Below are 25,294 nucleotides of genomic sequence, written 5' to 3'. Positions count from 1 at the left end.
GGAGATGGGATCGAGTTTGTGGAGGCTATAGCGTCCCCGCCAGATAGCGCTTCAGAGTCTCACGCGTGCCCACCTTCCACAGCGTCGAGAGCGCGTGGGTGAAGGCGGCGACGTAGACCGGGTCGGTAGCGAGGTCCCCGAAGATGTCGGTCATCGACAGCCAGGCCTTGGGGTCGGCTTTCGCCTGTTTGGCAAGTGCAGTGAGCCGGTCCCAGTTGGGGTCGTTCGGCGGGATCGGCTTGCCGCTGTCGGTTTCGCCGTAGCAGTAGCGGGCCCAGAGGGCCGAGACGAGGGCGAGGCCGGTGATGGATTTGCCTTGGGCGAGACGATCGGTGACCGAAGGGAGGATGAATTTGGGCTGGCGATTGCTGCCATCGAGGCAGAGGCGCTGGATGGTGTCGCCGATCTTGGGGTTGGAGAAGCGCCGGTCGATCAGCTTGTAGTAGTCGTTGAGATTGGTGTCAGGGACGGGGGGGACGATGGGGATGATCTCGTCACGCTCGACCTTTTCGAGGAACTCGCGGATCAGCGGCTCTTCCATCGCCTCGTGGACGAAGTGGATGTCCATCAAACCGCCGGGATAGGCGATGGTGGCATGGCCACCGTTGAGGATGCGGATCTTCATCAGCTCGAACGGCGCGACATCCTTGACGAACTGTACGCCGACTTTTTCGAGCGCCGGGCGGCCGAGCGGGAAGTTGTCCTCCAGCACCCATTGCTTGAAGGCTTCGCAGAACACCGGCCAGCGATCCGCAATGCCGAACTCATCGGCGATCAGCCGCTTCTCGCGCTCGCCGGTGGCGGGGGTGATGCGATCGACCATGCCGTTGGGGAAGGCGACGGAGCTTTCGACCCATTGCGCCAATGCGGGGTCGATCAGCCTGGCCAATCCAACGACCGCGTTCTGCGCCACGTGACCGTTGCCGGGGATGTTGTCGCAGCTCATCACCGTGAATGGCGCGACACCAGCTGCGTGGCGGCGCTTCAGGCCGGCGAGGATCAGGCCGAAGACGGTGCGCGGGGTGTCGAAATGCTCGGCGTCGTTGCGGATATCGGGGTGCGTTGGGTCGAAGCGCTGGCTCGCCGGATCGATGTAGTAGCCGCCCTCGGTGATGGTGAGCGAGACGATGCGGATCGCCGGGTCAGCCAGCTTGGCGATGATGGCGCTGGTGTCGCCAGGCTTCAGGAAATCGACCATCGGAGCGGTGATGCGCACGTGGCTTTCGTGCGCTTCCTGCTCGACGACGCTGGTGAGCCAGTCCTGCGCCCCGAGGGTCGAGCGCATCGCCGCATCGGTGTCGCGCACGCCGGCGCCGACCAGGGCCCAGTCGTGGTCGAGGCCGAGGTTGAACAATGCATCGAGGTAGACCGCCTGGTGGGCGCGGTGGAAATTGCCGACGCCGAAATGCAGGATCCCCGCCTTGAGGTCGGATTGCCGGTAGTGCGGAACCGCGGCGAGCTCGGAGATCTCGGGAAGCTGGTCGGCGGCGAGTTCGATCGGCATGGCAACCTCGTCAAGATGAGGCCGCACCCATCACGTGCGGCCCGGACAGTATTCAGCGCAGCGCCAGACCGGAGTGGTCGAAGCGGTAGATGCGTTCGGGGTCGGGGGTGAGCCAGACCGGATCGCCATGCGAGAAGCTGGTGTCACCCTCGGTGCGAACGGTCTGGAGGCCGGCGCCATCCACATGCACGTGGAGGAAGGTATCCGAGCCCAGGTGTTCGGCAACCCCTACATGGCCGGCCCAATCGCCGGAATCCTTGGAAATCCGCAGGTGCTCGGGGCGGATGCCGATCGAGGCGGCGCCGTATTTTTCGGCGGCGGCGCCCTCGAAGAAGTTCATCTTGGGCGAGCCGATGAAGCCGGCGACGAACTTGTTGGCCGGCCGTTTGTAGAGGTCCATCGGCGTGCCGTACTGCTCGACCCGGCCGGCGTTCAGCACCACGATCTTGTCGGCCATGGTCATGGCTTCGACCTGGTCGTGGGTGACGTAGACCATGGTGGTCTTCAGCTGCTGGTGCAGCTCGGTGATCTCGAGCCGCATGTTGACGCGCAGGGCCGCGTCGAGGTTCGAAAGCGGCTCGTCGAACAGGAACGCCTTGGGCTCACGCACGATGGCGCGGCCGATGGCGACGCGCTGGCGCTGGCCGCCGGAGAGGGCGCGGGGCTTGCGGTCGAGGTAGTCGGTGAGGTTGAGAACGCGCGCCGCGTCATCGACTTTGCGGTCGGCGACGGCTTTGTCGATGTTGGCCATCTTGAGCGGGAAGTTGATGTTCTGGCGCACCGTCATGTGCGGGTAGAGCGCATAGGACTGGAACACCATGGCGAGGCCGCGATGCGCCGGACCCTTGTCGGTGACGTCGACGCCATCGAGCTTGATCAGGCCGCCGGTCGTGTCCTCGAGGCCGGCAATCAATCTGAGGAGAGTAGATTTGCCGCACCCCGAGGGCCCGACGAAGACGACGAAGGCGCCGTCTTCAATCTCCAAGGAAACATCGGGGATCACCTGGTGGCCGCCGAAGGTCTTGTTGACGTGTTCGAGAGTGATGGAGCCCATTTGAAATCCCCTATTTCACGGCGCCGAAGGTGAGACCGCGCACCAGCTGCTTCTGGCTGATCCAGCCCAGAACCAGGATCGGCGCGATGGCGAGGGTCGAAGCTGCACTCAGCTTGGCCCAGAACAGCCCCTCGGGGCTCGAGAAGGACGAGATGAAGGCGGTCAGGGGCGCGGCCTTGGACGCCGTCAGGTTGATGGTCCAGAACGCTTCGTTCCAGGCGAGAATGATGTTGAGCAGGAGCGTCGAGGCGATGCCGGGAACGGCCATCGGCACGAGGATATAGACCAGCTCTTTCCAGAGGATGGCGCCATCCATCCTGGCGGCCTCGAGGATGTCGACCGGGATTTCCTTGAAGTAGGTGTAGAGCATCCAGATGACGATCGGCAGGTTGATCAGGGTCAGCACCGTGGTCAGCCCCCAGACCGTGTCGAGCAGGCCGAGATCGCGGAAGATCAGGTACATCGGCACCAGCACGCCGACCGCCGGCATCATCTTGGTCGACAGCATCCACATCAGCACGTCCTTGGTCTTGGGCGTGGGAGTGAAGGCCATGGCCCAGGCGGCGGGGATGGCGATGAGCAGCGCGATCAGCGTGGAGCCGACCGAGATCCAGACCGAGTTGAAGAAGTGCCGGAAGTAGTCCGAGCGCGACTGCACCTCAAAGTAGTTCTCGAGCGTCCAGGTTGGGATGATGGTCGGCGGCGAGGCGATGGCCTCGGCCTCGGTCTTGAAGCTGGTGAGGATGGTCCACAGGATCGGGAAGAACAGGAGGAAGGCCACCAGCCAAGCGAGGGCGGTGAAGGTGAGCTTCCGTTGCATGGTAACTTCGCGTGCCATCTCGAGCTCCTCAAGCGTCCAGGTTCTTGCCGACGGCGCGCATCAGGAAGATGGCGACGATGTTGGCGAGGATGACGGCGATGACGCCGCCGGCGGAGGCGCCGCCCACATCGAAGCTGAGGAGCGCGGTGCGGTAAACGAGGAAGGCGAGGTTGGTCGAGTTGTAGCCGGGCCCGCCATTGGTGGTGACCAGCACTTCGGCGAACACCGCGAGGAGGAAGATGGTCTGGATCAGGATCACCACGGTGATCGCCCGGGCCATGTGCGGCAGGATGATGTGGATGAAGCGCCGGACAGCGTTGGCGCCGTCCATCTCGGCCGCTTCCTTCTGCTCCTCGCTCAGCGATTGCAGCGCGGTGAGGAGGATCAACGTCGCGAAGGGCAGCCACTGCCAGGCGACGATGATGATGATCGAGAACAGCGGGAACTGGGCGAACCAATCGACCGGCTGCTGGCCGAAGGCCCGGGCGATATCGGCGAAGAGGCCGTATTCCGGGTTCATCAGCATGTTCTTCCAGACCAGCGCGGCGACTGGCGGCATGACGAAGAACGGCGAGATGACGAGGATGCGCACGATCCCCTGGCCGAACATCGGCTGATCGAGCAGCAGCGCCAGGAAGATGCCGCCGATGACGGTGATGGCGAGGACGCCGATCACGAGGATCAGGGTGTTGCCGATGGCCTGCAGGAACGCCGGGTCGGTGAGGAAGTAGTAGTAGTTGGTCCAGCCGGCGAAGCTCGTGACCGGGTTCAGCAGATTGTAGTTCTGGAAACTGAACCAGAGCGTGAGCACCAGCGGCACGATCATCCAGACAAGCAGGACGAGGACCGAAGGCGCCATCATGATGCGCGCGAGCGTGCGCGACTGTCGCGTGGCCATTGGCGTTCTCTCCCCTTAACGCCGGTTCAATCTCAGGCCCGGGATGCCCGGGCCGTTGTGGTTCGAATGCTCTTCAACTGGTGTCATTCCCGCGAAGGCGGGAACCTAGTGGGATGCTGCAACACGAGTGGAGGCTGTTACATCCCACCGGGTCCCCGCCTTCGCGGGGATGACGCGGTGCGTGAGGTAGAAAGTGGACCGCCGGCAGCTAGAGGACTGGCCGGCGGCCCCAAGTCGCCTCGGGAGGCTACTTGATGTACCCGCCCTTGGTCATTTCGCGGGTCGTAACGTCCTGGGCCTGCTTCAGCGCATCGTCGACGCTGGACTGGCCGGCGAGCGCCGCCGAGAACAGCTGGCCGACGGTGGTGCCGATGCCCTGGAACTCGGGGATGGCGACGAACTGCACGCCGACATAGGGGACCGGCTTGACGGTCGGCTTGGTCGGATCGGCGGCATTGATCGAGTCGAGCGTCATCTTGGCGAAGGGAGCGGCCGCCTGGTACTCGGGGTTGGCGTAGAGCGAGCTGCGCGTGCCCGGCGGCACGTTGGCCCAGCCTTCCTTGCTGGCAACCAGATCGAGATAGCCCTTCGAGGTTGCCCAGGCGACGAACTTCTGGGCGGCTTCCGCCTTCTGGGTGCCGGCGGGAATGCCGAGCGACCAAGCCCAGAGCCAGTTGCCGCGCTTGCCGAGGCCCTTGTCGGGAGCGAGCGCGAAGCCGACCTTGTCGGCAACGGTCGAGTCCTTGCCGGTAACGAACGAGGCGGCGACGGTGGCGTCGATCCACATGCCGCACTTGCCCTGCTGGAACAGCGCCAGGTTCTCGTTGAAGCCGTTGGACGAAGCGCCCTGCGGGCCATCGGCCTTCATCAGGTCGACGTAGAACTGCAGCGTGTCCTTCCACTCGGGCTGGTCGAACTGCGGCTTCCAGTTCTCATCGAACCAGCGGGCGCCGAAGGAATTCGACATAGCGGTGAGGAAGGCCATGTTCTCGCCCCAGCCGGCCTTGCCGCGGAGGCAGATGCCGTTGATGCCGGCGGCGCGGTCGGTCATCTTGTCGGCGGCTTCCTTGATGAAGTCCCAGGTGGGGGCGTCGGGCATGGTGAGCCCGGCCTTCTCCATCAGGTCCTTGCGATACATGACCATCGAGCTCTCGCCGTAGAACGGCGCGGCATAAAGCTTGCCGTCCAGCGACAGGCCGCCACGGATGGCGGGGAGCAGGTCATCGACGTCGTAGTCGGTGCCGAGATTGTCCAGCGGTACCAGCCAGCCCTGCTTGGCCCAGATCGGAACTTCGTAGGTGCCAATGGTCACAACGTCGTACTGGCCGCCCTTGGTGGCGATGTCGGTGGTGACCTTCTGGCGCAGCGCGTTCTCCTCGAGGGTAACCCACTCGAGCTGGATGTCCGGGTTCTTGGCCGTGAAATCGTCCGTCAGCTTCTGCATGCGGATCATGTCGCCATTGTTCACCGTGGCGATGGTGATGGTTTCGGCGGAAGCCGAGCCGGCAAGCGCAACAAGCATGGCGCCCGCGAGAAGCGGTAGCAGTTTCATCGATATCCTCCCTTTCCGATACGAGCATTTGTATCGGTGATGGGCAAATACTCATACTTCGGTCGATAAAGTCAAGCGGTTGATTTATCCACAGGGCGGCGCGACAGCGCGTCCTGTGAGGGTGCTTTGGCGGTATCGCTATGAATTCAGTGGGTTAGGGTTAGGCCAGCAGGCCTTCAGCCGTGGCTTCGTCTGTAAGCAAACCGTTTACCAACCGGCGGTTGAGCGCGGCGCGGATGCCGGGCAATTTTTGCTTGCCCATGGCGATTGCCACGACCAGCGACGACTCTCGCGAGGGCAGGGGGGCGCTGGCCACCCGGTCATTGGTCAGCCCATCGATCAGCTTGCCGTTGGTGTCAAAGGCCCAGCCCAGGATCTCGGCGATGGCGCCGGCCTTCTGCAACGCCTTCAGCTCCGGCTCGGAGATGAAGCCATCGAGATAGAGCGGCGCGTCCGGGCCGAGGTCGCCCAGCCCGAGAAAGGTCACGTCGGCCTGAGCGGCCAATGACAGGGTATCGCGGACCATGGGCTGGCTATGCAGCGCCTCGCGCTCCGCCGCCGACGAGGCGATGACCGGCAGCGGCATGGGGAAGCTGCGGGCCTTCACCGCGTCGGCCATGGAGAAGATGACGTTGTAGAAGGCGGCGGAGCCGTCGGGCGCGATGTTGCCGGTGAGCGAGACGATCTTGTGCTGCGGCGCCTCGATGGGCGACAGCTGGTCGATCGCGGCCTTCAGCGTGCGCCCGGTGCCCAGTCCGAGGACGATCGGCTTGTCACCCTTAAGCCGGCGCTCGATCTCGGCGGCGGCCGCCTGGGCGAGGCCGAGCACGGTGGAGGTGGAACCGGGATCGGAGGGGACGACTTCGACGAGATCCAGCGCGTAGCGGGTGCGGAGCTTTTCGGCGAGCTCCATGCAGCGGCCGATCGGGTGATCGAGGCGGACCTTGATCAGGCCTTCCGAGATCGACAGCGAAACGAGGCGCTGGGCGGTCTGGCGCGACACACCGAGCTTTTTGGCGATCTCTTCCTGGTTGTTGCCGGCAACGTAGTAGAGCCAGCCGGCGCGGGCAGCGTCGTCGAGCCGGTTGCCCGAAGTGTCCTGTCGTGGCGCCATGGCCGGAAAATCCTGTCCGAAACGGGCGGATACTCACGCAATGGGCTTTTGCCCGCAAGGGGATTGTTCGGCTTTAGCGGCGCACTGCGACGAAAGGCGAAAGCTTGATGCCGGCGGCGTCGAGGATCGGCTTGCCCCCCGGGGCGAAGAGGATCAGGCCGTCGATGGGGGCGAGGACATCGTCCGGTCCGAGATGCAGGAGCACGCGGCGGGCGGCACGGCTGTTGAGGCCATAGATCGCCCCGCGATCGAACCTGCCATCGCGCAGCGCCGCTTCGCCGACCGCTGCAGCATTGGCCAGCGCTGTGGGGTCGACGCGCCCGAGATAGACTGCGTCGGTGGGCAGCTTGTGAGTCACGGCGAACCAGCTGAGCTCGCGCCAGTTGGTGCCCTCGTTCTCCACCGGGATGGCGCGGACACGCTGGTAGTGCGGCGCGAGCGCCTCCCAGGCGGGCGAGGTGAGCATGGTGCGCCAGGTTGTGCCGGTGCGATCGGGCCCGACTTTGAGCGCCCGGATACCCAGTTGCAGGTCAGTCAGTTGCAGCGCCAGCGCCAGGCAGGTGACGATCAGCGCTGGAGTGCTGCGCAGCTGGCGCGACAGCAGGGTCAGGAGCGCGAAGACCAGCAGGTAGCCGAGCGGCCAGAACATGCGGCCAGAACTGCGAAAGGTGGTGAGGAACTTTTCGAGCTGCGCCGGCAGCGGCAACTCGAACAGCTCGATGCTGCCGAAGGCGACGCGGTGGCTCAGCGAGAAGATCGCGAGGCCGACCGCGACCAACACCAGCGGCAGGAAGCGCGGCCCGAACAGCGGCGCGAGATTGGCGGGTCGGAAGGTGACGGCGACCACGGCGATGAGGGCGAAAATGCCGAGCCCGACATAGTTCACGCCCTCCCATTCGAAGCGGTTGATGGGCACGCCGGGGACGATGAACTGGAAGAAGGCGGGGTTGAGCGGGCCGAGCAGGTTCATGCGGAAGAGGCCGAAACCGTAACTCTCCATCGAGCCGACGGTGAAGATGCCGGCGGCCCAGAGCACGACGGCGATGCCGAGGCCGGCGAACAACAGCTCGGCAACGGTGGCCAGCGGACGCAACTCGCCGCGCCACAGCCGTGCCGCGAGCGAGGCGCCCCAGATGGCGAAGACCATCACCAGCAGGTAGCCGTGAATGGCCGACACGGTCGCCAGCAGCAGCGGCCAGGCCCAGAGCGGCATGGGCCGGCGGAGGTAAAGCCAGACGGCGGCGAGGATGGTCCAGTGGCCGGCCAGCGCCATATGCACGTCGAGCCGCATCAGAAAGGCCGGCTGGAACACGCAGAACATCGCGGCGATCAATGCCATCGGCCGGCTGAGCTTCAGCTGATGGGCGATCAACACGGCGAACAGCGACTGCAGGACGAAGCAGAGCAGCTCCCAATAGCCCCAGTACTGGGAGCGCACAGGTAGCCAGTTGGCGATCAGCTTGAACGGGAAGGCAAAGAGCGGCAGGGAATCGGACAGTCCGACGCTGTTGGCGAGCTCGAGCCCATTGAGCGGACTGGCGCCGGGTGGCCAGCCCCAAGGCGCCATGGAGAACCACCACCAGCCGAGCGTGTGCATGGCGCGATCACGCTCATCGAGCCAGAGGATGTTGGTGGGATCGAGCGGGGCGATGCCGCGCACGATGACGAACGCGATGATGCCGATGAGGATGGCGGGGACGATGGCCGGCGTTTCGAGGCTCGCAGCGACGTTCGCCGGGCGCAGGCGCGCTGGCTCGTGAAGCTCTGCTGCCCCCGTTGCGCTCATTCGGTTCCCGGCAATCCACCTAGCCTGGCGCGCAGCCGCCATCCACTCTCAGTACCGCGCCGGTGGTGAAGGAAGCGTTTTGGCGCGTCCATCGTCACTTGGCGATATAGCGCTCTTTTCTTTTTCGCCCGATCCGCCTAGAGGTGTCGGGCGAGTGAAGGGAAGCCTGATGCCGAAGACGGATATTGCCCGGCGGGTCTACAATCATACCTGGAAGCTCGATCCGATCGTGCGCAGCCTGCTCGATACGGACTTCTATAAGCTATTGATGCTGCAGATGATCTGGGGGCTTTACCCCAAGGTCGACGCGACTTTCTCGCTGATTAACCGCAAGACCTCGGTCCGCCTCGCCGACGATATCGACGAGGGCGAGCTGCGGGCGCAGCTCGACCATGCGCGGACGCTCCGCTTCGGCAAGAAGGAGATGATCTGGCTGGCGGGTAACAGTTTTTATGGCTCCAAGCAGATTTTCTCGCCGGAGTTCCTGCGCTGGCTGGCCGGGTTCCGGCTGCCGGACTACCACCTCGAAAAGCGCGATGGGCAGTACGAGCTCACCTTCCACGGCAAGTGGGTAGAGACCACGATGTGGGAGATCCCGGCGCTGGCGATCATCAACGAGCTGCGCAGCCGATCGGCGCTGAAGGCTTACGGGCCGTTCGCGCTCGACGTGGTCTATGCGCGAGCCAAGGCCAAGATGTGGGAGAAGGTGGAGCGGCTAAAGAAGCTGCCGGAGCTTCGCATCTCGGATTTCGGCACCCGGCGTCGGCATTCGTTCCTGTGGCAGCGCTGGTGCGTCGAGGCGCTGAAGGAAGGGCTGGGGCTCGAGGTGTTCACCGGCACCTCGAACGTGCTGCTGGCGATGGACAACGATCTCGAAGCGCTGGGCACCAATGCGCATGAGCTGCCGATGGTGCTGGCGGCGATCGCGCCGAACGAGCAGGCGCTGAAAGAGGCGCCGTACCAGGTGCTGCAGGACTGGGAGAGCTATTACGGCGGCAATCTCAAGATCGTCCTGCCCGATGCATTCGGCACCGACGCGTTCCTCCGCGATGCGCCCGACTGGGTGGCCGACTGGACCGGCTTCCGGCCGGACAGCGCTCCCGCGATCGAGGGCGGCGAGAAGATCATCGAGTGGTGGAAGGCGCGCGGGCGCGACCCTCGCGACAAGCTGCTGATCTTCTCCGATGGGCTCGATGTCGACATGATCGAAGAGGCCTATCGTCACTTCCATGGACGGGTGCGCATGGCCTTTGGCTGGGGCACCAACCTCACCAACGATTTCTCAGGTTGCTCGCCGTGGCCTAATCCGCAGCTTGAGCCGATCTCGCTGGTGTGCAAGGTCAGCGAGGCCGATGGCCATCCAGCCGTGAAGCTCTCGGACAATCCCGAGAAGGCCACCGGCGACGCGGCGGAGATTCGCCGCTACATCAGGATCTTCGGCGACAAGGGCCGGGTCTCCCACAAAGTTACCGTCTAGCCGACGAACTATTTTCTGAGGTCTCATGCGTTATTCCGCCTGCATCGAGTGGCTGTTCGCCACCGAAGAGCCTGACGTTGCCAACCGGGTCCGTGCGGCCAAGGCCGCGGGGCTCGACGCCGTCGAGTTCTGGCGTTTCTCCAACAAGGATTGCGACGCCATCAAGCAGGCGCTCGACGAAACCGGACTGACGCTGGCGGGGATTCTGTGCGAACCGATCGCGCCGCTGACCAATCCGGAATCGCACCAGTGGTTCCTCGAGGGGGTGCGCACCTCGCTAGCGGCGGCGCTGCAACTTGGGGCCAGGGTGATCATTGCGCAGGCCGGCGATAACCAGCCGGGCGTGGCGCGCGCGGCGCAGCATGCGGCGATCGTCAAGGTGCTCAAGGAAGCGGCGAAGCTGCTCGAAGGTTCGGGCGTGGTGCTGGCGCTGGAGCCGCTCAACGACCGGGTGGACCATCCGGGCTACTACCTCACCTCGACCGAGGAGGGGCTCGATATCGTCGACGAGGTGGCGCGGCCCGAGATCAAGCTGCTCTACGATATCTACCACGCGGCGGTGATGGGCGAAGAGATCGAAGTGCTCGCCGGCCGGCTCGACCGGGTGGTGCATGTGCACCTCGCCGATACGCCGGGCCGCGGCGAGCCGGGCAGCGGCCGCATGGATTATGCCGAGCGGCTCGAGTGGTTGGTGGCGCAGGGGTATGACGGGCTGATCGGGCTCGAGTACAAGCCGAGCGGGCCGACTGTGGAGACACTGAAGTTTCGCGAGCTGGCGTAGCGGCGGGAGATGAACGGAACGGAGACAGCGGGCTCAGCCTGAGTTAAGCTCGCGCGTGGCAGCGTCGAGGCCGATCCAGGAGGAGGTCCAGATGCGCTCTCCCACTCGACTCCATCTTGTCCGCAGCCTTGCATTTTGCGCCGGCGCGCTTGTCGCCGGCACCTCTCTTGCCGCTCCCAAGGACGACGCAGCAAAGTCCGATTGCCTGCAAAAGGCGCTGGTACAGTTCAACATCGACGATGCGGGTTGTGCGATCTACCCACTCACATCGGTCCTCTATGGCGAGTGCAAGGTTCGCGTGATGCGCGCCTACCAGACGGCGATGGCCAACTGCGTGCTCGACACGCCGTCATTAAGCACCCGGCCGCAACTGCGAAACCCCGGCAGGCTGACCATCAAGCAGTAGCCAGTCAGTCCCCGGCTTCGCCCCTTAGCCAATAGCCGGCGGCGCGGATGTAGTCGTTGTTGAAGCCGCGGGCGACGAGGTGGTGGCGGAGCGACTTGGCCATCTGGGCCTCGCCGGCGACGAAGGCGAAGCCTTCGCCCGCGGGGAAGCCGATCTCGGCGACTGCGGGCAGGATCAGGTTTTCGGCGCCGGCCTCGCGGCCATTGCGGTGGATCCAGTGGATCTGGACCGGTGAACTGGTTTCGAAGCGCTGTTCGTCGGCGGCTTCCGGGACCTCGATGATGGCGATCGCCGGCTTATCCGCCTGCAGTTCCTCGATGCGGCGGCCGATTGCGGGGAGCGCCGTTTCGTCGCCGGCGATGAAGTACAGTCGAAGGTTTCGGGGACGCGGATGGTGCCGCGCGGGCCGCCGATCATCAATTGGTCGCCGGGTTTCGCCTGCGCGGCCCACTCGGAGGCGGGGCCGTCGCCGTGCAGCACGAAATCGAGGTCGAGGGTCAGGGCCACCGGATCGAAGTAGCGCGGGGTGTAATCGCGGAGGAACGGCTTCGACACCTCGTCAGGCCAGGCGAGCCCGTCGGGATGGCGCTCAGGGCGCGGCAGCGGCTTGCCGTCCGAGGGCAGGAACACCTTGACGTGGTCGGCGTGACCCGGGGACTGGAAACCTTCCAGTTCGGGTCCGGTGAGCCGGATACGGCGCATGTGCGGAGTGATGTCGACGACCGAGGCGACGTCGAGGATGCGGATGCGGGTTTCGAGCCGGATGCGCTTGAGCGATCTATTTATGACGTCCATAGTCAAGATTTAGCTGGGCTAGGCTGCAGCGGTCAAGTTAACTCGGTGCAAGGTGGGATTGTTCGATTGAATCAAACAATCCCTTGCGCAGTCGGTGCGCTATTCGAGGGAATGCCGGTCGCCTATTTCTAGTGCCGAAGCGACCGGCAAGGGCCGGCACAAAGACAGCGATCGGCAGGGGCCGACGCATGGAGGTTAGCGATGATCACCCAGATCAAGGGCCTGCACCACGTTACGTCGATGGCGCGCGATGCGGCCGAGAACAACCACTTCTTCTCCAAGACGCTCGGCCTGCGCCGGGTGAAGCAGACCGTCAACTTCGACGCGCCCGACGTCTATCACCTCTACTACGGTGATGAGGTCGGCACGCCCGGCACGGTCATGACGCACTTCCCGTTCCCGCACATTGCTCGCGGCCGGCCTGGCGTCGGCGAAGTCGGCACCACGGTCTTCTCAGTGCCCGAGGGCTCGCTCGGCTACTGGCAGGAGCGGCTGGCACAGGACCGCGTCGGTGACCTCGCGCTCTCCGAGAGCTTTGGCGAGAAGCGCCTGAGCTTCCGGGCTCCGGAAGGCGATGCGTTGGCGCTGGTCGAGAACGCGGCCGATACCCGGCTGCCGTGGACCGGCAACGGCGTAGACGCCGAGCACGCGATCCGGGGCTTCCATTCGGCTTCGATGCGGCTCCGCGACGGCGGCGCCACGGAGGAGCTGCTGAAGTTCATGGGCTACCAGAACGCCGAGAGTTCGGGGAACATCCACCGACTGATCCGGCCGGATGGCAACCCGGCCAACACCGTCGATATCGAGGTGCTGCCCGATGCCAACCGGGCCGATCTCGGCGCGGGTTCGGTGCATCACATCGCGTTCGCTGTGGAGAACCGGGCGGCGCAGCTCGAAGTCCGGAAGGCCCTGCTCGACACGGGCTACCGGGTGACGCCGGTGATCGACCGGGACTATTTCTGGGCGATCTATTTCCGGACGCCGGGCGGCGTGTTGTTCGAGATCGCGACGAACGAGCCCGGGTTCGATCGGGACGAGGACACTGCGCACCTCGGCGAGTCGCTGAAGCTGCCGACGCAGCATGAACACCTGAGGAGCCAGCTGGAGCAGACGCTGCAGCCGCTCGAGGACAAGGAACTGGCATGATGGCCGAAGTACTCGACAGTTACGTCAACGTGGATATCCCCGGCGCATCCCAGGATGCGCCGGCCTTCTACCTGTTGCACGGCACCGGCGGCGACGAGCATCAGTTCACCGACCTCGCCGCGGAGCTGAAGCCCGGGGCGCGGCGGATCGGTGTGCGGGGCGACGTCTCCGAAGGCGGGGCGCTGCGCTACTTCAAGCGCGTTGGCGAGGGCCGCTATGATATGGCGGACCTAGCCCGGGCGACCAAGAAGCTCGCGGGCTTCGTCGGGGCGAGCAAGGGCAGGGCCAAAGAGGTGCTGGGGCTTGGCTACTCGAACGGGGCGAACATCCTTGCCTCGGTGTTGTTCGAGGCGCCGCAGCAGTTCGACGTGGCGGTGCTGATGCATCCGCTGATCCCCTTCACGCCCAAGCCGCAGCCGGGGTTGAAGGGCAAGCGGATCATCATCACCGCGGGCCGCCGCGATCCGATCGCGCCGGTGCATTCGGCGGAGCTGCTCTCGACCTATTTCAAGGAGCAGGGCGCCGAGGTGACGCTGTTCTGGCACGAAGGCGGGCACGAAATCCGCCGCGAGGAACTGCTCGCGGTGCGGGACTTCCTCGCCGAGTAAGTACGAAGGCCGCCTCTCGGGGCGGCCTTTTCATGTCAGCCAACGAACGCCACCGGCACGCCGGGCTTCACCATTTTGGCGAGTTCATTCGCGTCCCAGTTGGTCAGGCGCACGCAGCCATGCGAGGCGGTCTTATCGATCAGCGACGGCTCGGGGGTACCGTGGATGCCGAAGGTCGGTTCGCTCAGGTCGATCCACATCGAGCCGACCGGGCCATTGGGACCGGGCGGGATGGTGAGCACTTCGGTGTTCTTGCCCTGCTGGAAATTGACCTTGGGGTTGTAGGTGTATTCGGGCATGGGGGCGACGCCTTCGACCACATGGGTGCCGGTGGGCGACGGGTTTTCCTCGGAACCGATGGTGGCCGGATAGGCAGCGATCAGCCGATCGCCCTCGCCATAGGCGCGCACTTGGCGCAGCGACTTGTCGGCCTCGATGCGCAGCACCTCGCCCTTGAGGTCCGGGCCGTATGCTGCGACCTGGATCGTTTCGCCGGTGGTGAAGCCGGCACCGGGGTTGAGCGCTTTCAGCAGGTCCACATCCATGTGGAAGCGCTCGCCCAGCTCTTCCGCGATAGAGGTGTAGCCGAGGAACTTGCGCTTGGCCTGTTCGGCGTAGTCCTTGGGGATCGGCTCGCCGATGGCGTTGAGGTCGTCGGCGATGATCTTGTATTCGCCGATCACCGGGTCGCCGGTTTCGAGCGCTGTGAGCATGTCGGAATCCAGCGCGCCGTCGGGAGGCAGGCCGCGCATCAGTTCGAAGGCGAACACGGCCTTGCGCACATTGTCGCCGTCGAAGCCGTCGATGACCCCCGGCGAGGCGCCGGCGCGATCGAGCAGCACCTGTAGGCGGATGATGGCGGGATCGGGCTGGCGCTCGACTTTGGCGTCTCCTTCAGCCGGCGGAGCGTATTGCACCGGGATGGTCGAGAGGTCGGCGGCGTTCACTGCCTCAGCGGTGAGCGGTACAGCCGGCAGCGTCGCCACCTCCTGCGCGTTGGCAAGAACGGTGGCGAGGACGAAAGCGAGGGTAGCGAGCGCGAGGCGCATGGTTTCCAGTTCCTTTGGGGAAAAGGAAACAACGCCGGCGGCTCACGGGTTGCCTCAATCTGTCGTGCGCAGCATCGGCATGGTTAGCATTTGGCTAAAATGCCGCGGATCAGGCTTGCAGGTCGGCCCATTCCGGATGGCGGCGGAACTGGGCGACGACATAGGAGCAGACCGGCACGATCTTGCTGCCGGTGGCGCGAGCATCGGCGATGCCGCGTTCGACCAGCTTCAGCGCAAGGCCGAGGTTGCGGTGCTGTGGCGGCACGCCCGTGTGGTCGACGATGATGGTCTTGGCATCGCGGCGCTGGTAGGTCATTTCAGCTTCGCTGCCGTCGGGGAGATAGACCACGTAGCGGCCGCGGCCGTCGGCCTCTTCGTGCTCGACGGGAAGTTCGTCAGACATCGCAAAACCTTTCACAGTCGGAACGGCGTCAGCTTTGGCGCCGGGCATGATGCACATATGGGGTGGAAGCGGGCAGGCGGAAGGGGCGGCGGGCGCGGGTCAGATCTGCGTCATCGGCTCACCAAGTTCGGGAAACAGCCGTCGCTCGTTGAGGAACGGGTGAATGGCGAGGGCGGCGGCCATGTCTCTCAGGGCCAGGGCGCGCTTGCCCAGTTGCAGGTACATCAGCGAGCGCCCGGAAAGGGCGCCGAAATGGCGGGGCTCGAGGGCCAGCACCTTCTCGCAATCGGCGATCGAGGCATCAAAGTTGCCGATCGCGTAATACATGGTGGCGCGCTGGTTCCAACCCTCGGCGTAGTCGGGGTAATCGGCAATCAGCTTGTCGAGCAGGCGGATCGCTCCCGGCACGTCGCCCATGTTGCGGGCGGTCAGCGCCTCGCGCATGCGGCCGGCGAGGATCGGGTCGGATGGGGTGGTCCAGTAGATCCAGATCTTCTGGTCGATGGCGTGTGCGGTCTCGGCGTCGGGGGCGACGCGCAACTGGGCGAACAGCTTGTCGAGGGCCAGACGGTCCGCCGCGTCGTCGGCCAGGGCCGGGCTCAGCGCCAACAGCAACAGCAGCCCCAGGAGGAGGCGCGGAAGGATCGAGGCGAGACGAACCAGGTTGCGCATGGCTCCAATATTCGACCCCGGGCCGCGGCGGCGCAAGTGATCAGTTGGTGATCGGCGCCGGCTAGTGCCCCGCCTCGGGCTTCTGCCAGCGGGCCTGGAGCGAGCGGCCGAAATTGCCGAGAAATGGCGTTGCGGCGAGGAGGATCGCTCGCCAGTAGTGGAGCAAGAGGAACAGCACCACGAGGATCAGCGCACCAACGATGATCACCAGTTCGAGCCTGAGGCCCATCGACTTGAGCCAGGCCGAGAGCAGCATGCCGGGGAGGATATGCGCGGCGGCCCAGACGAAGGCGGAGGTGACGTTGATGATCGAGAAGCGCCGATAGTCCATGCCGAACATGCCGGCGATGCCGGGCACCACGGCCTTCACCCCTGGGATGAAGCGGCCGATGAACACCGACTTGCCGCCGTGCTTGGCGAAGAACGCCTCGCCGCGGGCGATCAGCGGCAGGTGGTTGCGGAACGGCCAGATGGTCTTGATCCGGTCCTTCAGCCAGAAGCCCACGGTGTAGGAGATGGCGTCGCCGACCACCGCGCCGACCACCGCCGCGAGATAGATCTCCCAGAACGGGAGCTTGCCGTCAGCGATCAGGCCGCCGGCGAGCAGCAATACCGGCGTCGACGGGATGAACAGCCCGAGGATGAATACGGCCTCTGTGGCAGCGATCAGGAAGATGAACCAGAGACTGAGCCAGAAATTGCCCGAGATGGCCTCGAGCAGCATTTCCAGCCAGCCGGTGAGTGCGTTGAAAACCTCAAGCATCGGCCAAGCCTAGCGGGCCGAAATGAGGATTGCGTGACAGGAGCGACGGATCTTCGTTTGTTGCGCTTTCGAACCGGAAAGGTCTGCAACTTTTCCTGCACGCGCTCCTTAGTGGCCGGTCTCGGGCTTCTGCCAGCGCGCCTGCAGCGAGCGACCGAACTCGCCCATGAACGGGGCCAAGGACAGGAGGATACGCTTCCAGAAGTGGACGATGAGGAAGAGGACGGTGAGCACGATGGCGCCGACGATGATGACCAGCTCGAGGCTCAGTCCAATCGACTTCAGCCAGCCGGTGAGCAGCACGCCGGGCAGGATGTGCACGGCGGCCCAGACGAAAGCCGAGACGACATTGATGACCGAGAAGTGGCGGTACGACATGCCCATCATGCCGGCGACGCCGGGGATCACGGCTTTCACGCCGGTGATGAAGCGGCCGATGAAGATGGCCTTGCCGCCGTGGCGGGCGAAGAACACCTCGCCCTGCTCGATGAGCTTGAGGTGGTTCTTGAACGGCCAAACCGTCCGGATGCGGTCCTTCAGCGCCCAGCCGACGGTGTAGGAGATGGCGTCGCCGATGATCGCGCCGAGCACGGCTGCGAAGTAGATCGGCCAGAACGGCAGGCTGCCCTGAGCGATAAGGCCACCGGTCAGTAGCAGGATCGGAAGCGAGGGCACCAGCAGGCCGACGATGAAGACCGCTTCACCGATGCAGACCAGGAAGATGAAAAGCAGCGAGAGCCAGAAATTGTCGGAAATGCCTTGCAGGAACAGTTCGAGCCAAGTCGAAATTGAATGGAAGAACTCGATCATAGGCTACGGCTGCTCCCCTGTGCCCCCTAGGCGCGAGGCATGGCCTCGTGCTGTAACGTGTCACGATTGGCATGGCACCGCCAGTCGGTAGTGGCGCGCCCATTGCGGCTATTTGACGAGACGTGCATGAACTGTGCGTGAACGCGCTATGGTCGCGTCGACGCTGCACTCAGCCGTGGGGGCGATGAGGCAGCGGGCTGAACGGAGTTGTCGATGTCGCTGCCTATCCACCACATGATCTCCGGCGGACCGCAGCCGGTGGCGCCTTTCAGCCATGCGGTCGAGGCCGACGGCTTCGTGTTTGTCACCGGTCAGATGCCGACCGACCCCAACGCGCCGGACGCACCCCTGCCGGAGGGCATCGAGGCACAGACGCGGCGCGTGATCGAGAACCTGAAACTGATCCTCGCCGGCCTGGGCCTGGGGCTCGAGCACGTCACCATGGCGCGCATTTACCTCACCGAGTTTCATCGCGACTACGCGGAGCTCAATACGTTGTGGCCGAGCTTCTTCGAGGCCGGGAAGTTGCCGGCGCGGACCACGGTGGGTGTGACGGCGCTGGCGGTGGGCTCGCTCGTGGAGATCGACCTGATCGCTCGACGGCCCTGACTCACCTTCTCCCACAAGGGGGAGAAGCGCCAAGCCGATGGATCCCCGGTCTAGCTCGTCACCTTCGCCGTCCGTCCATAGACCAGCAGCATGACGATGATCACCAGGCCGTAGATGATCTGGCGGCCGGCTTCGGGCATCTGCATGATCGACAGCACCGAGTTCAGCAGCACGATCAGGATTACCCCGACCACGGTGCCGATGAAGCGGCCGCGGCCGCCGAGGATGTGGGTGCCGCCGATCACCACCGCAGCGATGGCCGGTAGCAGGTAGGCGTTGCCCATGCCCTGGTAGGCCTTGGCTGAGTAACCGGCGAGCAGCACGCCGGCCAGCGCCGCGCACAGCCCGGAGATGACGAAGGCGCCGACGATGACCCAGCGGGTGCGGATGCCGCTGAGGTAGGACGCGGCCTCGCGGTTGCCGGTGGCATAGATGGATTTGCCGAAGGCGGTGCGGCTGAGGATGGCAGCGATGACGACGGACACCGCGGCCCAGACGAAGATGGCGACGGGGATGCCGAGGATCTTGTCGGCGGCGAGGTAGCGCATCAGCGGGGTGGATTCGGTGACCGGCGAGAAGCCGCCGGTATGGGCGACCATCAGGCCGCGCATCACCGAGTCGACGCCGAGGGTAAAGATCATCGAGGGGATGCGGAGGTAGGCGACGCCGAAGCCGTTGAAGAGGCCGACCAACAGCCCGATGGCGAGGCCGGTGGGGATGGCGGCGGGGCCGCCGACGGTGGTCGCCATCATGGCGGCGGCGGTCATGGTCCAGGGCACGCTGAGATCGATGTGGCCGAGCAGGATCACCATCATCATCCCGGCGGCGACGATGCCGAGGAAGGCGCCGGTCTGCAGCTGGGTGAGCAGGTAATTGGGGCTCAGCAGCGGCATCGAGCCGAGCGTCGCCATGGTGTAGATCGAGCCGAGCGCCAGGATCACCAGCACGAAGCCGGCGGAGATGGCGATCGGCAGATCGTCGGGTTTCAGGCGGGGCAGGGTGAGGTCGTTGGCCATGGGTCCGGTCCTACCTGAACAGTTCGAGGCGGTTCTTCACCCGCAGCGTGCGGATGGCGCCGAGGCTGACGGCGGCAAGCAGCACGACGCCCTCGACCAGCGGTTGCAGCAGTGGGTCGATGGAGAGAATGCGGAAGTAGAACGAGATGGCGCGGAGGATCAGCGCGCCGACCAGCGCCCCGATCACCGTGCCGACGCCGCCGAGCAGCGAGATGCCGCCCAGCACCACGGCGGCGATGGAGTTGAGCGTGTAGGCGCCGGCCTGCGGGATATCGGCGCTGCCTGAGCCGGTCTGGATGGCGAGGTAGAGCCCGGCGCAACCGGCGAAGAAGCCGGCCAGCGTGAAGGCCCAGAGCTTGGCGCGGTTGATCGGCAGGCCCGACATGTAGGCGGCGCCTTCGGACGAGCCGATGGCGTAGAGCGCGCGACCCGTGACGGTGCGGCGGAACGGGATCCACACGGCGGCCGCGATCACGACGAGGATGATCAGCGGCACCGGGAACCAGGCGATGGGCTGGAACCAGGCGGCGTCGCCGTCGTCGAACAGGTGGTAGGTCTCGGCGAGGTCGCGCAGTGAGTTGGTGGCGGCCCAGTTGAGATCGAGGTCAACCTCGCCGCCCGGCTCAGGACGGATCAGCAGGGCGAGGCCGATGGCGACGGCGCCGGTGGCGAGCGTCGCGATGATCGGTTGCAGGCGGCCGTAGACGATGACTAGGCCGTTGACGAGGCCGAAACCGGTGCCTGCGGCGACGGAGACGACGCAGCCGAGGATGATCTGCCATGGTTCGCCGCGGACCAGTTCGCTGGCGATGCAACTGGTGAGGGTCATCACCGCGCCGACCGAGAGGTCGAGGCCGCCGAGGATCACGGTCATCGCCTGCGCCATGGCGACGAAGGCGAGCGCCACGGATTCATTGGTGTTGGCGATGAAGACGTTGGTGGAAAAGCCGCGCGGGTGGATGAAGTTGTAGGTGATGTAGAGCGCGGCGAGCAGCAGCAGGGCGCCGTAGAAGCCGCGGTTCTGGCGGATCGACATGGCGAGCGCCGAGGCGCGCGGCGGGGTGGTGGCGGTGACGGCACTCATGCGGGCACCGCCTCTCGGGCCGGCGCGTCGACCGGCCTGGTGATGTTGAGCGCGGCGGCGACGAGGGCTTCCTCGGTGATGGCGTCGCCTGAGAACTCGGTGACGATGCGGCCGTCGTACATTACCGCGACGCGATCGCAGCAGCCGATTAGCTCAGCATAATCAGTGGAGTAAAAGAGGATCGCGGTGTCCTTGTCGGCGAGCTCGCGCATCAGCCGGTAGAGCTCCTGCTTGGTGCCGACGTCGATGCCGCGGGTCGGGTCGTTGAGCAGCATCACCTCGGGATCGGTCATCAGCCACTTGGCGATGACCACTTTTTGCTGGTTGCCGCCTGACAGGCTGGCGACCGGGTCGTCCGGTTTGTTGAGCTTGATCTGCAGCTGGGCGATGGCATCGGCCACGGCTTGCCGCGACTTTGCCCTGTCGATGAACGGACCCCGACGAACCTTGTCGAAGCTGGCGACGAGGAGGTTGTCGGCGATCGACATAGGGAGCATCAGGCCCTCGGTCTTCCGATCCTCGGGCACCAGCGCGATGCGGCTGCGGCCGCTCTTGGCGTCGGCGGGGGAGGCGGGGATGCCGCCCTCGCCACCGACCGTGACCTTACCCTCGACGCCGCGGAGCACGCCGAACAGGGCCAGCAACAGCTCTTTCTGGCCCTGGCCATCGAGGCCGCCGAGCCCGACGATCTCGCCCTTGCCGACCGACAGCGAGACGCCATTGAGGCGGTTCTCCCACTTGAGGTTGGTGACGGCGAGGTGTGGCTTGCGGGCGAGGGCGGGGGGCTTGGTCGGGAACTGATGGGTGATGTCGCGGCCGATCATCAGCTTGACGATCTCGTCCTGGCTGCGAGCGCCCTTGTCGAAGGTCTCGATGTGGCGGCCGTTGCGGAACACCGAGAGGGTGTCGCAGAGCGCCTCGACCTCGTGCATACGGTGCGAGATGAACAGCATGCCGCTGCCTTCGGCCTTCAGCTCGGCGAGCACGTTGTAGACGGTTTCGACGTCTCGGCTGGTGAGCGCGGAGGTCGCCTCGTCGAGGATCAGCAGCCTGGGGCTTTTGCCGAGCGCCTTGGCGATTTCGACCATCTGTCGTCGGCTCAGCGACAGGTCGCGGATCAGCGCGCGGGGGTCGACGTCCTCGCAGTGGATGCGGGCGAGCAGCATTTCGGCGCGATCGCGCTGGGCGCGCTTGTCGATGAGGCCGAAGCGGCGCGGCGGATCGGAAATCGAGATGTTGTCGGCAACCGACAGGTCGGGCATCAGCGACAGTTCCTGGAATACGCAGACGATCCCGGCTTTCGCCGCCTCGGAGGGGCGCGAGAAGCGGTGCTGCGTGCCGGCGACGGTGAGCGTGCCGCTATCGGGCTGCACCACGCCGGCCATGATCTTGATCAGGGTGGATTTGCCGGCGCCGTTCTCGCCCAGGATGGCGTGGATGGAGCCTTGCCGGCACGAAAAGTCGACCCCCTCGAGCGCTCGTGCGCCCGAGAAAAACTTGGAAACGCCGGTCAGTTCGGCGAATGGCCGCGCGGGCTTGCCGTCCAGCATCGTAGATCCTCAGCCGTCAAATGAATGGGGAGAAACGGTGCCGGGCGATGGGGCCCGGCACCGCTTTGACGTGCGGAGGTCTACTGCACGTTCTCCTCGGTCTGGGCCATGATGGCCGGGCCCGAGATGTTCACCCCGCAGGGCGGGAATTCGTTCACGGTGAAGAAGTTGTCCGGCAGGTCGGTCCAGAAATTGGTGCCGTCCTTCAGCGCGGTGTAGTCGACCGAAGGCAGCGGCACCGAGATGAGCTGCGGCATGACGTTGCCCTCGAGCGCCGAGATCGCTGCCTTCATCGAGATGGCGACGAGACCCGGGGACTGGCCGATCGAGAGGCCAACGAGGCCCTCGGCCGAGTGCGCGGCGACGAGCTTGCGGAAGCCGTTCTCGGCCTCGCCGCCCACTGGCACGAACGGGTGCTTGGCATCGAGCAGCGCCTGCACGGTACCGGTCGAGCCGCCCTGGGTGATCACGGCGTCGAAGGTGCCATGCACGGCGAGCGCGTCGGCGGTCACCTTCTGCGCGGTTCCGTCATCCCAGTTGCCGACCACCTGGACGATCTCCCAAGGGCCGGGGGTGCCGTCGAACACCTCGTGGATGCCGATCGAGCGATCACGGTCCACCGAGTTGCCGGCGAGGCCGCGGACTTCGAGGATCTTGCCCGAGGTCTTGCCCTTGGCAGCCAGTTCCTTGACCACGAAGTTGGCCCAGTCGCGGCCCATCTGCAGCTGGTCTTCGTTGACCATCATGACGGCGTCGGTATCGAGGATGTTGTCGAACGGCACGATGACGACGTTCTCGCGGTCGGCGAGGCGGATGACGCGGTCAAAACCCTCCGGCGACACCGCGATGGTGACGATGGCGTCGAAGCCCTGGTTGATGAAGTCCTCGATGGCGCCGAGCTGGGCCGGCGCGTCGGTGCCGGTCGAGACGACCTTGAACTCCTTGATCTTGTCCTTGATCGCCGGGTCTTCGGCGAAGGCCTTGGCGGTCTTGATCATCTGAATGCGCCAGGTGTTGCCGACATAGCCGTTGACCACGGCGATGCGGTATGGGCCGGGCTTGGCTTCCCACTGAAAGTACTTGGTCTCGGCGTTCCACGGCGCGAAGCAGGTAGGGTCGGCGCCGGGGCCGGAGACGACGTTCGGTCCGGCGAAGCTGAGGCTGGTCGAGACGAGAAGGCCGGCGAGAGCGGCCGAAGCGATGCGTAGTGCGTTCATAGGTTTCTCCTCCCAGAGAACAATCTGAAACAACTAGGCAGTCGAGTCGGTGGTCAAACGGTGGCCGAGCGTTCTCGTGTCCGTCCACCATATCGTCGGGCGAGATAGCCCGATCCGGCGCGCCTCCCTTGGCGTCGCCAAATCCTTCGGTTGGTCGCGCGTTCGAACCGGAAAAGCGCGAGCGACTTTTCCTGAACACGCTCCGTGTCTACTCCTTGAACAGGGCCAACCCGGCTTCGAGGTGCTGGCTCATGCGGTACTGATAGGCGAAGCGGTTGCGGGTCTCGAGGGCGTCGGCAATGCCGCCGTGCTCGTCGAAACTGACGCCGTGGGTCTTCATCCGGTTGACGCCGCTCTCCATGATTTTCAGCATCACCGGCTTCATGATCCGGTAGATCTCGGTGACCTGCTTGTTGCCGAGGATGCCGACCAGGGTCGAATGGAAGCGGAAATCGTGCTGCGCGGCGGCGTGAATCTGATCTTCCTCGCGCATCGCGTCGTTGATGGTGCGGAGCTCGACGATGTCCTCGGAAGTGGCGCGATCGAACAGCTGGTCAACCGAGCCGACCTCGATCAGCTGGCGGAAGCCTTGCGTGTCGAGGAAGGTCTGGCGGCTGAGCTCCAGCGTGTTGAACGAATAGAGTTCGAACACCGCGTCCATGCGCCGATCGATGATGACAGCGCCGACCTTGGGGCGTACGTCGACCACGCCATAGGCCTTGAGGATGCGCATCGCCTCGCGCACCGTCGTGCGGCTCGAGCTGAACATCTCGCCCAGCTCGCGCTCCGATGGCAGCGGGTCGCCGACCCCGAGGTTGCGGGCGTCGATCAGCGCCTTGATCTGCCCGACCAGGGTCTCGACAGCCGAGTCATAGAGGTGCACGGCGCCGTGCTTTTTGCGCGCGCTCCCCTGCTTCAGCCGAACGACATTGCTCCTGGCCGACATGACCGGATTGCCCCGACACCAAATGTGAATAGTTCCCTCAGTCCTACATTTGTAGGACCAGCGGGACGTTAGTTTCAGTGTTTTTGCCTGTCAATAGCTCTGCAATGGATGCTTGGAGTAGATTGTGACGGCAACTGGTATGACAAATACTATTTGGAATTGATCTGCGGGAGACTGCGGCAGGGATGTGCGGAGCGGAAAAACATTGAATGCTAACATGTTAGCGGAGGGCGTTGTGGGGACCGCCTTGGGTGGCCGCACGCGATCCGATTAGAGTGCGAATTTGCTGGTCGAGGCTGTGAAGAAGTTATGGCAGCGGACCAGGGTCGAGGCCTTACCTTGCATCGAGGCTGTGGCCACCCCCACCCTTGATCCCTCCCCACAAGGGGGAGGGAGACGCAAGAACTGAGGCGGTGCAGCTATCGCCTCCCTCCCCCTTGTGGAGAGGGAAAGAGGGTGGGGGTAGCACACGCTCCGGCGGGCACGGGCCGTCTGTCGCGGCGATCCGCTAAGCCGGTGCGTAGGTCAGTGCCACTACGCCGTCGGGCAGCGGCAGCGCCTCGAGCAGGCGCAGCTTCTTCTGCGCGCCGGGGCCGAATACCAGTTGACCGCCGCCGAGAAGGATCGGGTTGAGGAACAAATGCAGCTCGTCGATCAGGCCGCGCTCGAGGCAGCTGCGGACGAGGACCGGGCTGCCGAAGCTGACGATGTCGCCGCCGGGCTGCTGCTTCAGCGCGTTCAGTTCCATGGGATCGCGCAGTAGCAGCGACTTCTCCCAGTTGGCCTCGGCTTCGGGCAGGGTGGTCGAGACGACGATCTTGGTCGAGCGGGCGAGCCAGTCGGCGTGCTCGCGTTCGCCCGGCGTCGCGTCGGGGTTGCCGGGGACGGTCGGCCAGTAGCCCTGCATGCCCTTGTAGGTCTTGGGGCCGAAGACGACGGCATCGGCATTGGTGGTAAGCTGTTTTGCCCGGGCCGCGATCACGTCGTTGTAGGTGACCCAGTAGAAGCCGCCGTCGGCATCGGAGGCATAGCCGTCCAGCGATACGTGGAGATGCATCTTGAGCTTGCGCATGGGCGCCCCTCGTTGGTTAAGGTTTGGCTTAACTAACGTGCGGGAGCAGGGAACGTCAATGATTAAGTTGCGGCTTAAGTGATGTAGCAGAGGTCGGTGACGACGACGGCTGGGAGAGGCAAAGCTGCCACGGTCATGTCACATCCACCGCTGTCATTCCCG

The 25,294-nt window shown here is 64.9% G+C and carries 25 protein-coding genes and 1 pseudogene; 6 read left to right on the top strand and 20 right to left on the bottom strand.

Annotation, left to right across the window (positions count from 1 at the left end):
* Positions 1 to 25: 25 nt before the first annotated feature.
* The 7 genes from AC1DYL_RS12050 to AC1DYL_RS12020 form a co-directional block, all read right to left on the bottom strand.
* On the bottom strand, positions 26 to 1,504 hold the full coding sequence (locus tag AC1DYL_RS12050) for a mannitol dehydrogenase family protein (protein WP_477173297.1): 1,479 nt from the start codon (positions 1,502 to 1,504) through the stop codon (positions 26 to 28).
* A gap of 52 nt (positions 1,505 to 1,556) precedes the next feature.
* Positions 1,557 to 2,558, bottom strand: coding sequence for an ABC transporter ATP-binding protein (locus tag AC1DYL_RS12045; protein WP_477173296.1), 1,002 nt, complete (start codon positions 2,556 to 2,558; stop codon positions 1,557 to 1,559).
* Positions 2,559 to 2,568: 10 nt separating this feature from the next.
* Positions 2,569 to 3,396 (bottom strand): carbohydrate ABC transporter permease, encoded by an 828-nt coding sequence (locus AC1DYL_RS12040; protein ID WP_477149999.1) that lies wholly within the window; start codon positions 3,394 to 3,396, stop codon positions 2,569 to 2,571.
* Between the two features lie 10 nt (positions 3,397 to 3,406).
* On the bottom strand, positions 3,407 to 4,276 hold the full coding sequence (locus AC1DYL_RS12035) for a carbohydrate ABC transporter permease (RefSeq protein WP_477173295.1): 870 nt from the start codon (positions 4,274 to 4,276) through the stop codon (positions 3,407 to 3,409).
* 247 nt (positions 4,277 to 4,523) lie between these two features.
* Complete coding sequence (locus AC1DYL_RS12030; protein WP_477149997.1) at positions 4,524 to 5,828, bottom strand: ABC transporter substrate-binding protein; 1,305 nt, start codon at positions 5,826 to 5,828, stop codon at positions 4,524 to 4,526.
* A gap of 160 nt (positions 5,829 to 5,988) precedes the next feature.
* Entirely contained in the window at positions 5,989 to 6,942 is a 954-nt protein-coding gene (locus tag AC1DYL_RS12025; RefSeq protein WP_477173294.1) for a sugar-binding transcriptional regulator, read from the bottom strand.
* A 73-nt stretch (positions 6,943 to 7,015) separates the two neighbouring features.
* Positions 7,016 to 8,728, bottom strand: a complete 1,713-nt coding sequence (locus AC1DYL_RS12020; RefSeq protein WP_477173293.1) for a DUF6311 domain-containing protein — start codon at positions 8,726 to 8,728, stop codon at positions 7,016 to 7,018.
* Between the two features lie 169 nt (positions 8,729 to 8,897).
* Between AC1DYL_RS12020 and pncB the strand changes: the two genes are divergently transcribed.
* The 3 genes from pncB (at position 8,898) to AC1DYL_RS12005 (ending at position 11,392) form a co-directional block, all read left to right on the top strand.
* On the top strand, positions 8,898 to 10,205 hold the full coding sequence (gene pncB, locus AC1DYL_RS12015) for a nicotinate phosphoribosyltransferase (protein ID WP_477173292.1): 1,308 nt from the start codon (positions 8,898 to 8,900) through the stop codon (positions 10,203 to 10,205).
* Positions 10,206 to 10,230: 25 nt separating this feature from the next.
* Complete coding sequence (locus AC1DYL_RS12010; RefSeq protein ID WP_477173291.1) at positions 10,231 to 10,986, top strand: hydroxypyruvate isomerase family protein; 756 nt, start codon at positions 10,231 to 10,233, stop codon at positions 10,984 to 10,986.
* Positions 10,987 to 11,077: 91 nt separating this feature from the next.
* Positions 11,078 to 11,392, top strand: coding sequence for a hypothetical protein (locus AC1DYL_RS12005; protein WP_477173290.1), 315 nt, complete (start codon positions 11,078 to 11,080; stop codon positions 11,390 to 11,392).
* A 4-nt stretch (positions 11,393 to 11,396) separates the two neighbouring features.
* On the opposite strand, the gene AC1DYL_RS12000 is transcribed toward AC1DYL_RS12005, so the two are convergent.
* Positions 11,397 to 11,843 carry a siderophore-interacting protein gene (locus AC1DYL_RS12000; RefSeq protein ID WP_477173289.1) on the bottom strand — a complete coding sequence of 149 codons (447 nt, stop codon included), beginning with the start codon at positions 11,841 to 11,843 and terminating at the stop codon, positions 11,397 to 11,399.
* 2 nt (positions 11,844 to 11,845) lie between these two features.
* Positions 11,846 to 12,094, bottom strand: a pseudogene (locus tag AC1DYL_RS11995) (siderophore-interacting protein); the annotation flags it as partial.
* A 294-nt stretch (positions 12,095 to 12,388) separates the two neighbouring features.
* Between AC1DYL_RS11995 and AC1DYL_RS11990 the strand changes: the two are divergent.
* Positions 12,389 to 13,333, top strand: a complete 945-nt coding sequence (locus AC1DYL_RS11990) for a VOC family protein (RefSeq protein WP_477173288.1) — start codon at positions 12,389 to 12,391, stop codon at positions 13,331 to 13,333.
* Positions 13,333 to 13,941: an alpha/beta hydrolase gene (locus tag AC1DYL_RS11985; RefSeq protein ID WP_477173287.1), complete on the top strand. Its 609-nt coding sequence runs from the start codon at positions 13,333 to 13,335 to the stop codon at positions 13,939 to 13,941. Before AC1DYL_RS11990 ends, AC1DYL_RS11985 begins: the two co-directional genes overlap by 1 nt.
* Positions 13,942 to 13,976: 35 nt before the next feature.
* On the opposite strand, the gene AC1DYL_RS11980 is transcribed toward AC1DYL_RS11985, so the two are convergent.
* The 5 genes from AC1DYL_RS11980 to AC1DYL_RS11960 form a co-directional block, all read right to left on the bottom strand.
* Complete coding sequence (locus AC1DYL_RS11980) at positions 13,977 to 14,990, bottom strand: L,D-transpeptidase family protein (protein ID WP_477173286.1); 1,014 nt, start codon at positions 14,988 to 14,990, stop codon at positions 13,977 to 13,979.
* A gap of 109 nt (positions 14,991 to 15,099) precedes the next feature.
* A complete protein-coding gene (locus AC1DYL_RS11975) occupies positions 15,100 to 15,393 on the bottom strand; it encodes a GNAT family N-acetyltransferase (RefSeq protein WP_477149987.1) in 294 nt (97 codons plus the stop codon).
* Positions 15,394 to 15,492: 99 nt separating this feature from the next.
* Positions 15,493 to 16,065, bottom strand: a complete 573-nt coding sequence (locus tag AC1DYL_RS11970; protein WP_477173285.1) for a tetratricopeptide repeat protein — start codon at positions 16,063 to 16,065, stop codon at positions 15,493 to 15,495.
* A gap of 61 nt (positions 16,066 to 16,126) precedes the next feature.
* Complete coding sequence (locus AC1DYL_RS11965; RefSeq protein WP_477173284.1) at positions 16,127 to 16,828, bottom strand: DedA family protein; 702 nt, start codon at positions 16,826 to 16,828, stop codon at positions 16,127 to 16,129.
* A 108-nt stretch (positions 16,829 to 16,936) separates the two neighbouring features.
* Entirely contained in the window at positions 16,937 to 17,638 is a 702-nt protein-coding gene (locus AC1DYL_RS11960) for a DedA family protein (protein WP_477149984.1), read from the bottom strand.
* A 213-nt stretch (positions 17,639 to 17,851) separates the two neighbouring features.
* Here AC1DYL_RS11960 and AC1DYL_RS11955 point away from each other — a divergent pair, with 213 nt between their 5' ends.
* Entirely contained in the window at positions 17,852 to 18,247 is a 396-nt protein-coding gene (locus AC1DYL_RS11955; RefSeq protein ID WP_477173283.1) for a RidA family protein, read from the top strand.
* A gap of 50 nt (positions 18,248 to 18,297) precedes the next feature.
* Here AC1DYL_RS11955 and AC1DYL_RS11950 read toward each other — a convergent pair whose 3' ends face one another.
* The 6 genes from AC1DYL_RS11950 to AC1DYL_RS11925 all read right to left on the bottom strand — a co-directional run bounded on the left by AC1DYL_RS11950 (position 18,298) and on the right by AC1DYL_RS11925 (position 25,132).
* Positions 18,298 to 19,263, bottom strand: a complete 966-nt coding sequence (locus AC1DYL_RS11950; RefSeq protein WP_477173282.1) for an ABC transporter permease — start codon at positions 19,261 to 19,263, stop codon at positions 18,298 to 18,300.
* Between the two features lie 10 nt (positions 19,264 to 19,273).
* A complete protein-coding gene (locus AC1DYL_RS11945; RefSeq protein ID WP_477173281.1) occupies positions 19,274 to 20,347 on the bottom strand; it encodes an ABC transporter permease in 1,074 nt (357 codons plus the stop codon).
* Positions 20,344 to 21,897 carry a sugar ABC transporter ATP-binding protein gene (locus AC1DYL_RS11940; protein WP_477173280.1) on the bottom strand — a complete coding sequence of 518 codons (1,554 nt, stop codon included), beginning with the start codon at positions 21,895 to 21,897 and terminating at the stop codon, positions 20,344 to 20,346. The genes AC1DYL_RS11945 and AC1DYL_RS11940 overlap by 4 nt, the downstream gene beginning before the upstream one ends.
* Before the next feature lie 80 nt (positions 21,898 to 21,977).
* The gene (locus AC1DYL_RS11935) at positions 21,978 to 23,114 is read right to left on the bottom strand and encodes a sugar ABC transporter substrate-binding protein (protein ID WP_477173279.1); all 1,137 of its coding nucleotides are present in this window, start codon (positions 23,112 to 23,114) and stop codon (positions 21,978 to 21,980) included.
* A gap of 208 nt (positions 23,115 to 23,322) precedes the next feature.
* Positions 23,323 to 24,060: a FadR/GntR family transcriptional regulator gene (locus AC1DYL_RS11930; protein ID WP_477173278.1), complete on the bottom strand. Its 738-nt coding sequence runs from the start codon at positions 24,058 to 24,060 to the stop codon at positions 23,323 to 23,325.
* A gap of 508 nt (positions 24,061 to 24,568) precedes the next feature.
* Entirely contained in the window at positions 24,569 to 25,132 is a 564-nt protein-coding gene (locus tag AC1DYL_RS11925; protein WP_477173277.1) for a dihydrofolate reductase family protein, read from the bottom strand.
* Positions 25,133 to 25,294: the final 162 nt, after the last annotated feature.

The organism is Devosia sp. P1_H9 (assembly GCF_056405135.1).
Note: the sequence above shows the minus strand (reverse complement) of the source record. Positions and strands in the feature narration are given on the sequence as shown.

Bases quoted from the DNA above. Each gene is read 5' to 3' on its own strand.
- AC1DYL_RS12005 (WP_477173290.1), top strand. From the start codon at position 11,078: ATGCGCTCTCCCACTCGACTCCATCTTGTCCGCAGCCTTGCATTTTGC.
- AC1DYL_RS11950 (WP_477173282.1), bottom strand. From the start codon at position 19,263: ATGGCCAACGACCTCACCCTGCCCCGCCTGAAACCCGACGATCTGCCG.
- AC1DYL_RS12040 (WP_477149999.1), bottom strand. From the start codon at position 3,396: ATGGCACGCGAAGTTACCATGCAACGGAAGCTCACCTTCACCGCCCTC.
- AC1DYL_RS11925 (WP_477173277.1), bottom strand. From the start codon at position 25,132: ATGCGCAAGCTCAAGATGCATCTCCACGTATCGCTGGACGGCTATGCC.
- AC1DYL_RS11970 (WP_477173285.1), bottom strand. From the start codon at position 16,065: ATGCGCAACCTGGTTCGTCTCGCCTCGATCCTTCCGCGCCTCCTCCTG.
- AC1DYL_RS11945 (WP_477173281.1), bottom strand. From the start codon at position 20,347: ATGAGTGCCGTCACCGCCACCACCCCGCCGCGCGCCTCGGCGCTCGCC.
- AC1DYL_RS12025 (WP_477173294.1), bottom strand. From the start codon at position 6,942: ATGGCGCCACGACAGGACACTTCGGGCAACCGGCTCGACGACGCTGCC.
- AC1DYL_RS11955 (WP_477173283.1), top strand. From the start codon at position 17,852: ATGTCGCTGCCTATCCACCACATGATCTCCGGCGGACCGCAGCCGGTG.
- AC1DYL_RS12035 (WP_477173295.1), bottom strand. From the start codon at position 4,276: ATGGCCACGCGACAGTCGCGCACGCTCGCGCGCATCATGATGGCGCCT.
- AC1DYL_RS11985 (WP_477173287.1), top strand. From the start codon at position 13,333: ATGGCCGAAGTACTCGACAGTTACGTCAACGTGGATATCCCCGGCGCA.
- AC1DYL_RS12045 (WP_477173296.1), bottom strand. From the start codon at position 2,558: ATGGGCTCCATCACTCTCGAACACGTCAACAAGACCTTCGGCGGCCAC.
- AC1DYL_RS11940 (WP_477173280.1), bottom strand. From the start codon at position 21,897: ATGCTGGACGGCAAGCCCGCGCGGCCATTCGCCGAACTGACCGGCGTT.
- AC1DYL_RS11965 (WP_477173284.1), bottom strand. From the start codon at position 16,828: ATGCTTGAGGTTTTCAACGCACTCACCGGCTGGCTGGAAATGCTGCTC.
- AC1DYL_RS12030 (WP_477149997.1), bottom strand. From the start codon at position 5,828: ATGAAACTGCTACCGCTTCTCGCGGGCGCCATGCTTGTTGCGCTTGCC.
- pncB (WP_477173292.1), top strand. From the start codon at position 8,898: ATGCCGAAGACGGATATTGCCCGGCGGGTCTACAATCATACCTGGAAG.
- AC1DYL_RS11990 (WP_477173288.1), top strand. From the start codon at position 12,389: ATGATCACCCAGATCAAGGGCCTGCACCACGTTACGTCGATGGCGCGC.
- AC1DYL_RS11935 (WP_477173279.1), bottom strand. From the start codon at position 23,114: ATGAACGCACTACGCATCGCTTCGGCCGCTCTCGCCGGCCTTCTCGTC.
- AC1DYL_RS11930 (WP_477173278.1), bottom strand. From the start codon at position 24,060: ATGTCGGCCAGGAGCAATGTCGTTCGGCTGAAGCAGGGGAGCGCGCGC.
- AC1DYL_RS11960 (WP_477149984.1), bottom strand. From the start codon at position 17,638: ATGATCGAGTTCTTCCATTCAATTTCGACTTGGCTCGAACTGTTCCTG.
- AC1DYL_RS11975 (WP_477149987.1), bottom strand. From the start codon at position 15,393: ATGTCTGACGAACTTCCCGTCGAGCACGAAGAGGCCGACGGCCGCGGC.
- AC1DYL_RS12020 (WP_477173293.1), bottom strand. From the start codon at position 8,728: ATGAGCGCAACGGGGGCAGCAGAGCTTCACGAGCCAGCGCGCCTGCGC.
- AC1DYL_RS12010 (WP_477173291.1), top strand. From the start codon at position 10,231: ATGCGTTATTCCGCCTGCATCGAGTGGCTGTTCGCCACCGAAGAGCCT.
- AC1DYL_RS12050 (WP_477173297.1), bottom strand. From the start codon at position 1,504: ATGCCGATCGAACTCGCCGCCGACCAGCTTCCCGAGATCTCCGAGCTC.
- AC1DYL_RS11980 (WP_477173286.1), bottom strand. From the start codon at position 14,990: ATGCGCCTCGCGCTCGCTACCCTCGCTTTCGTCCTCGCCACCGTTCTT.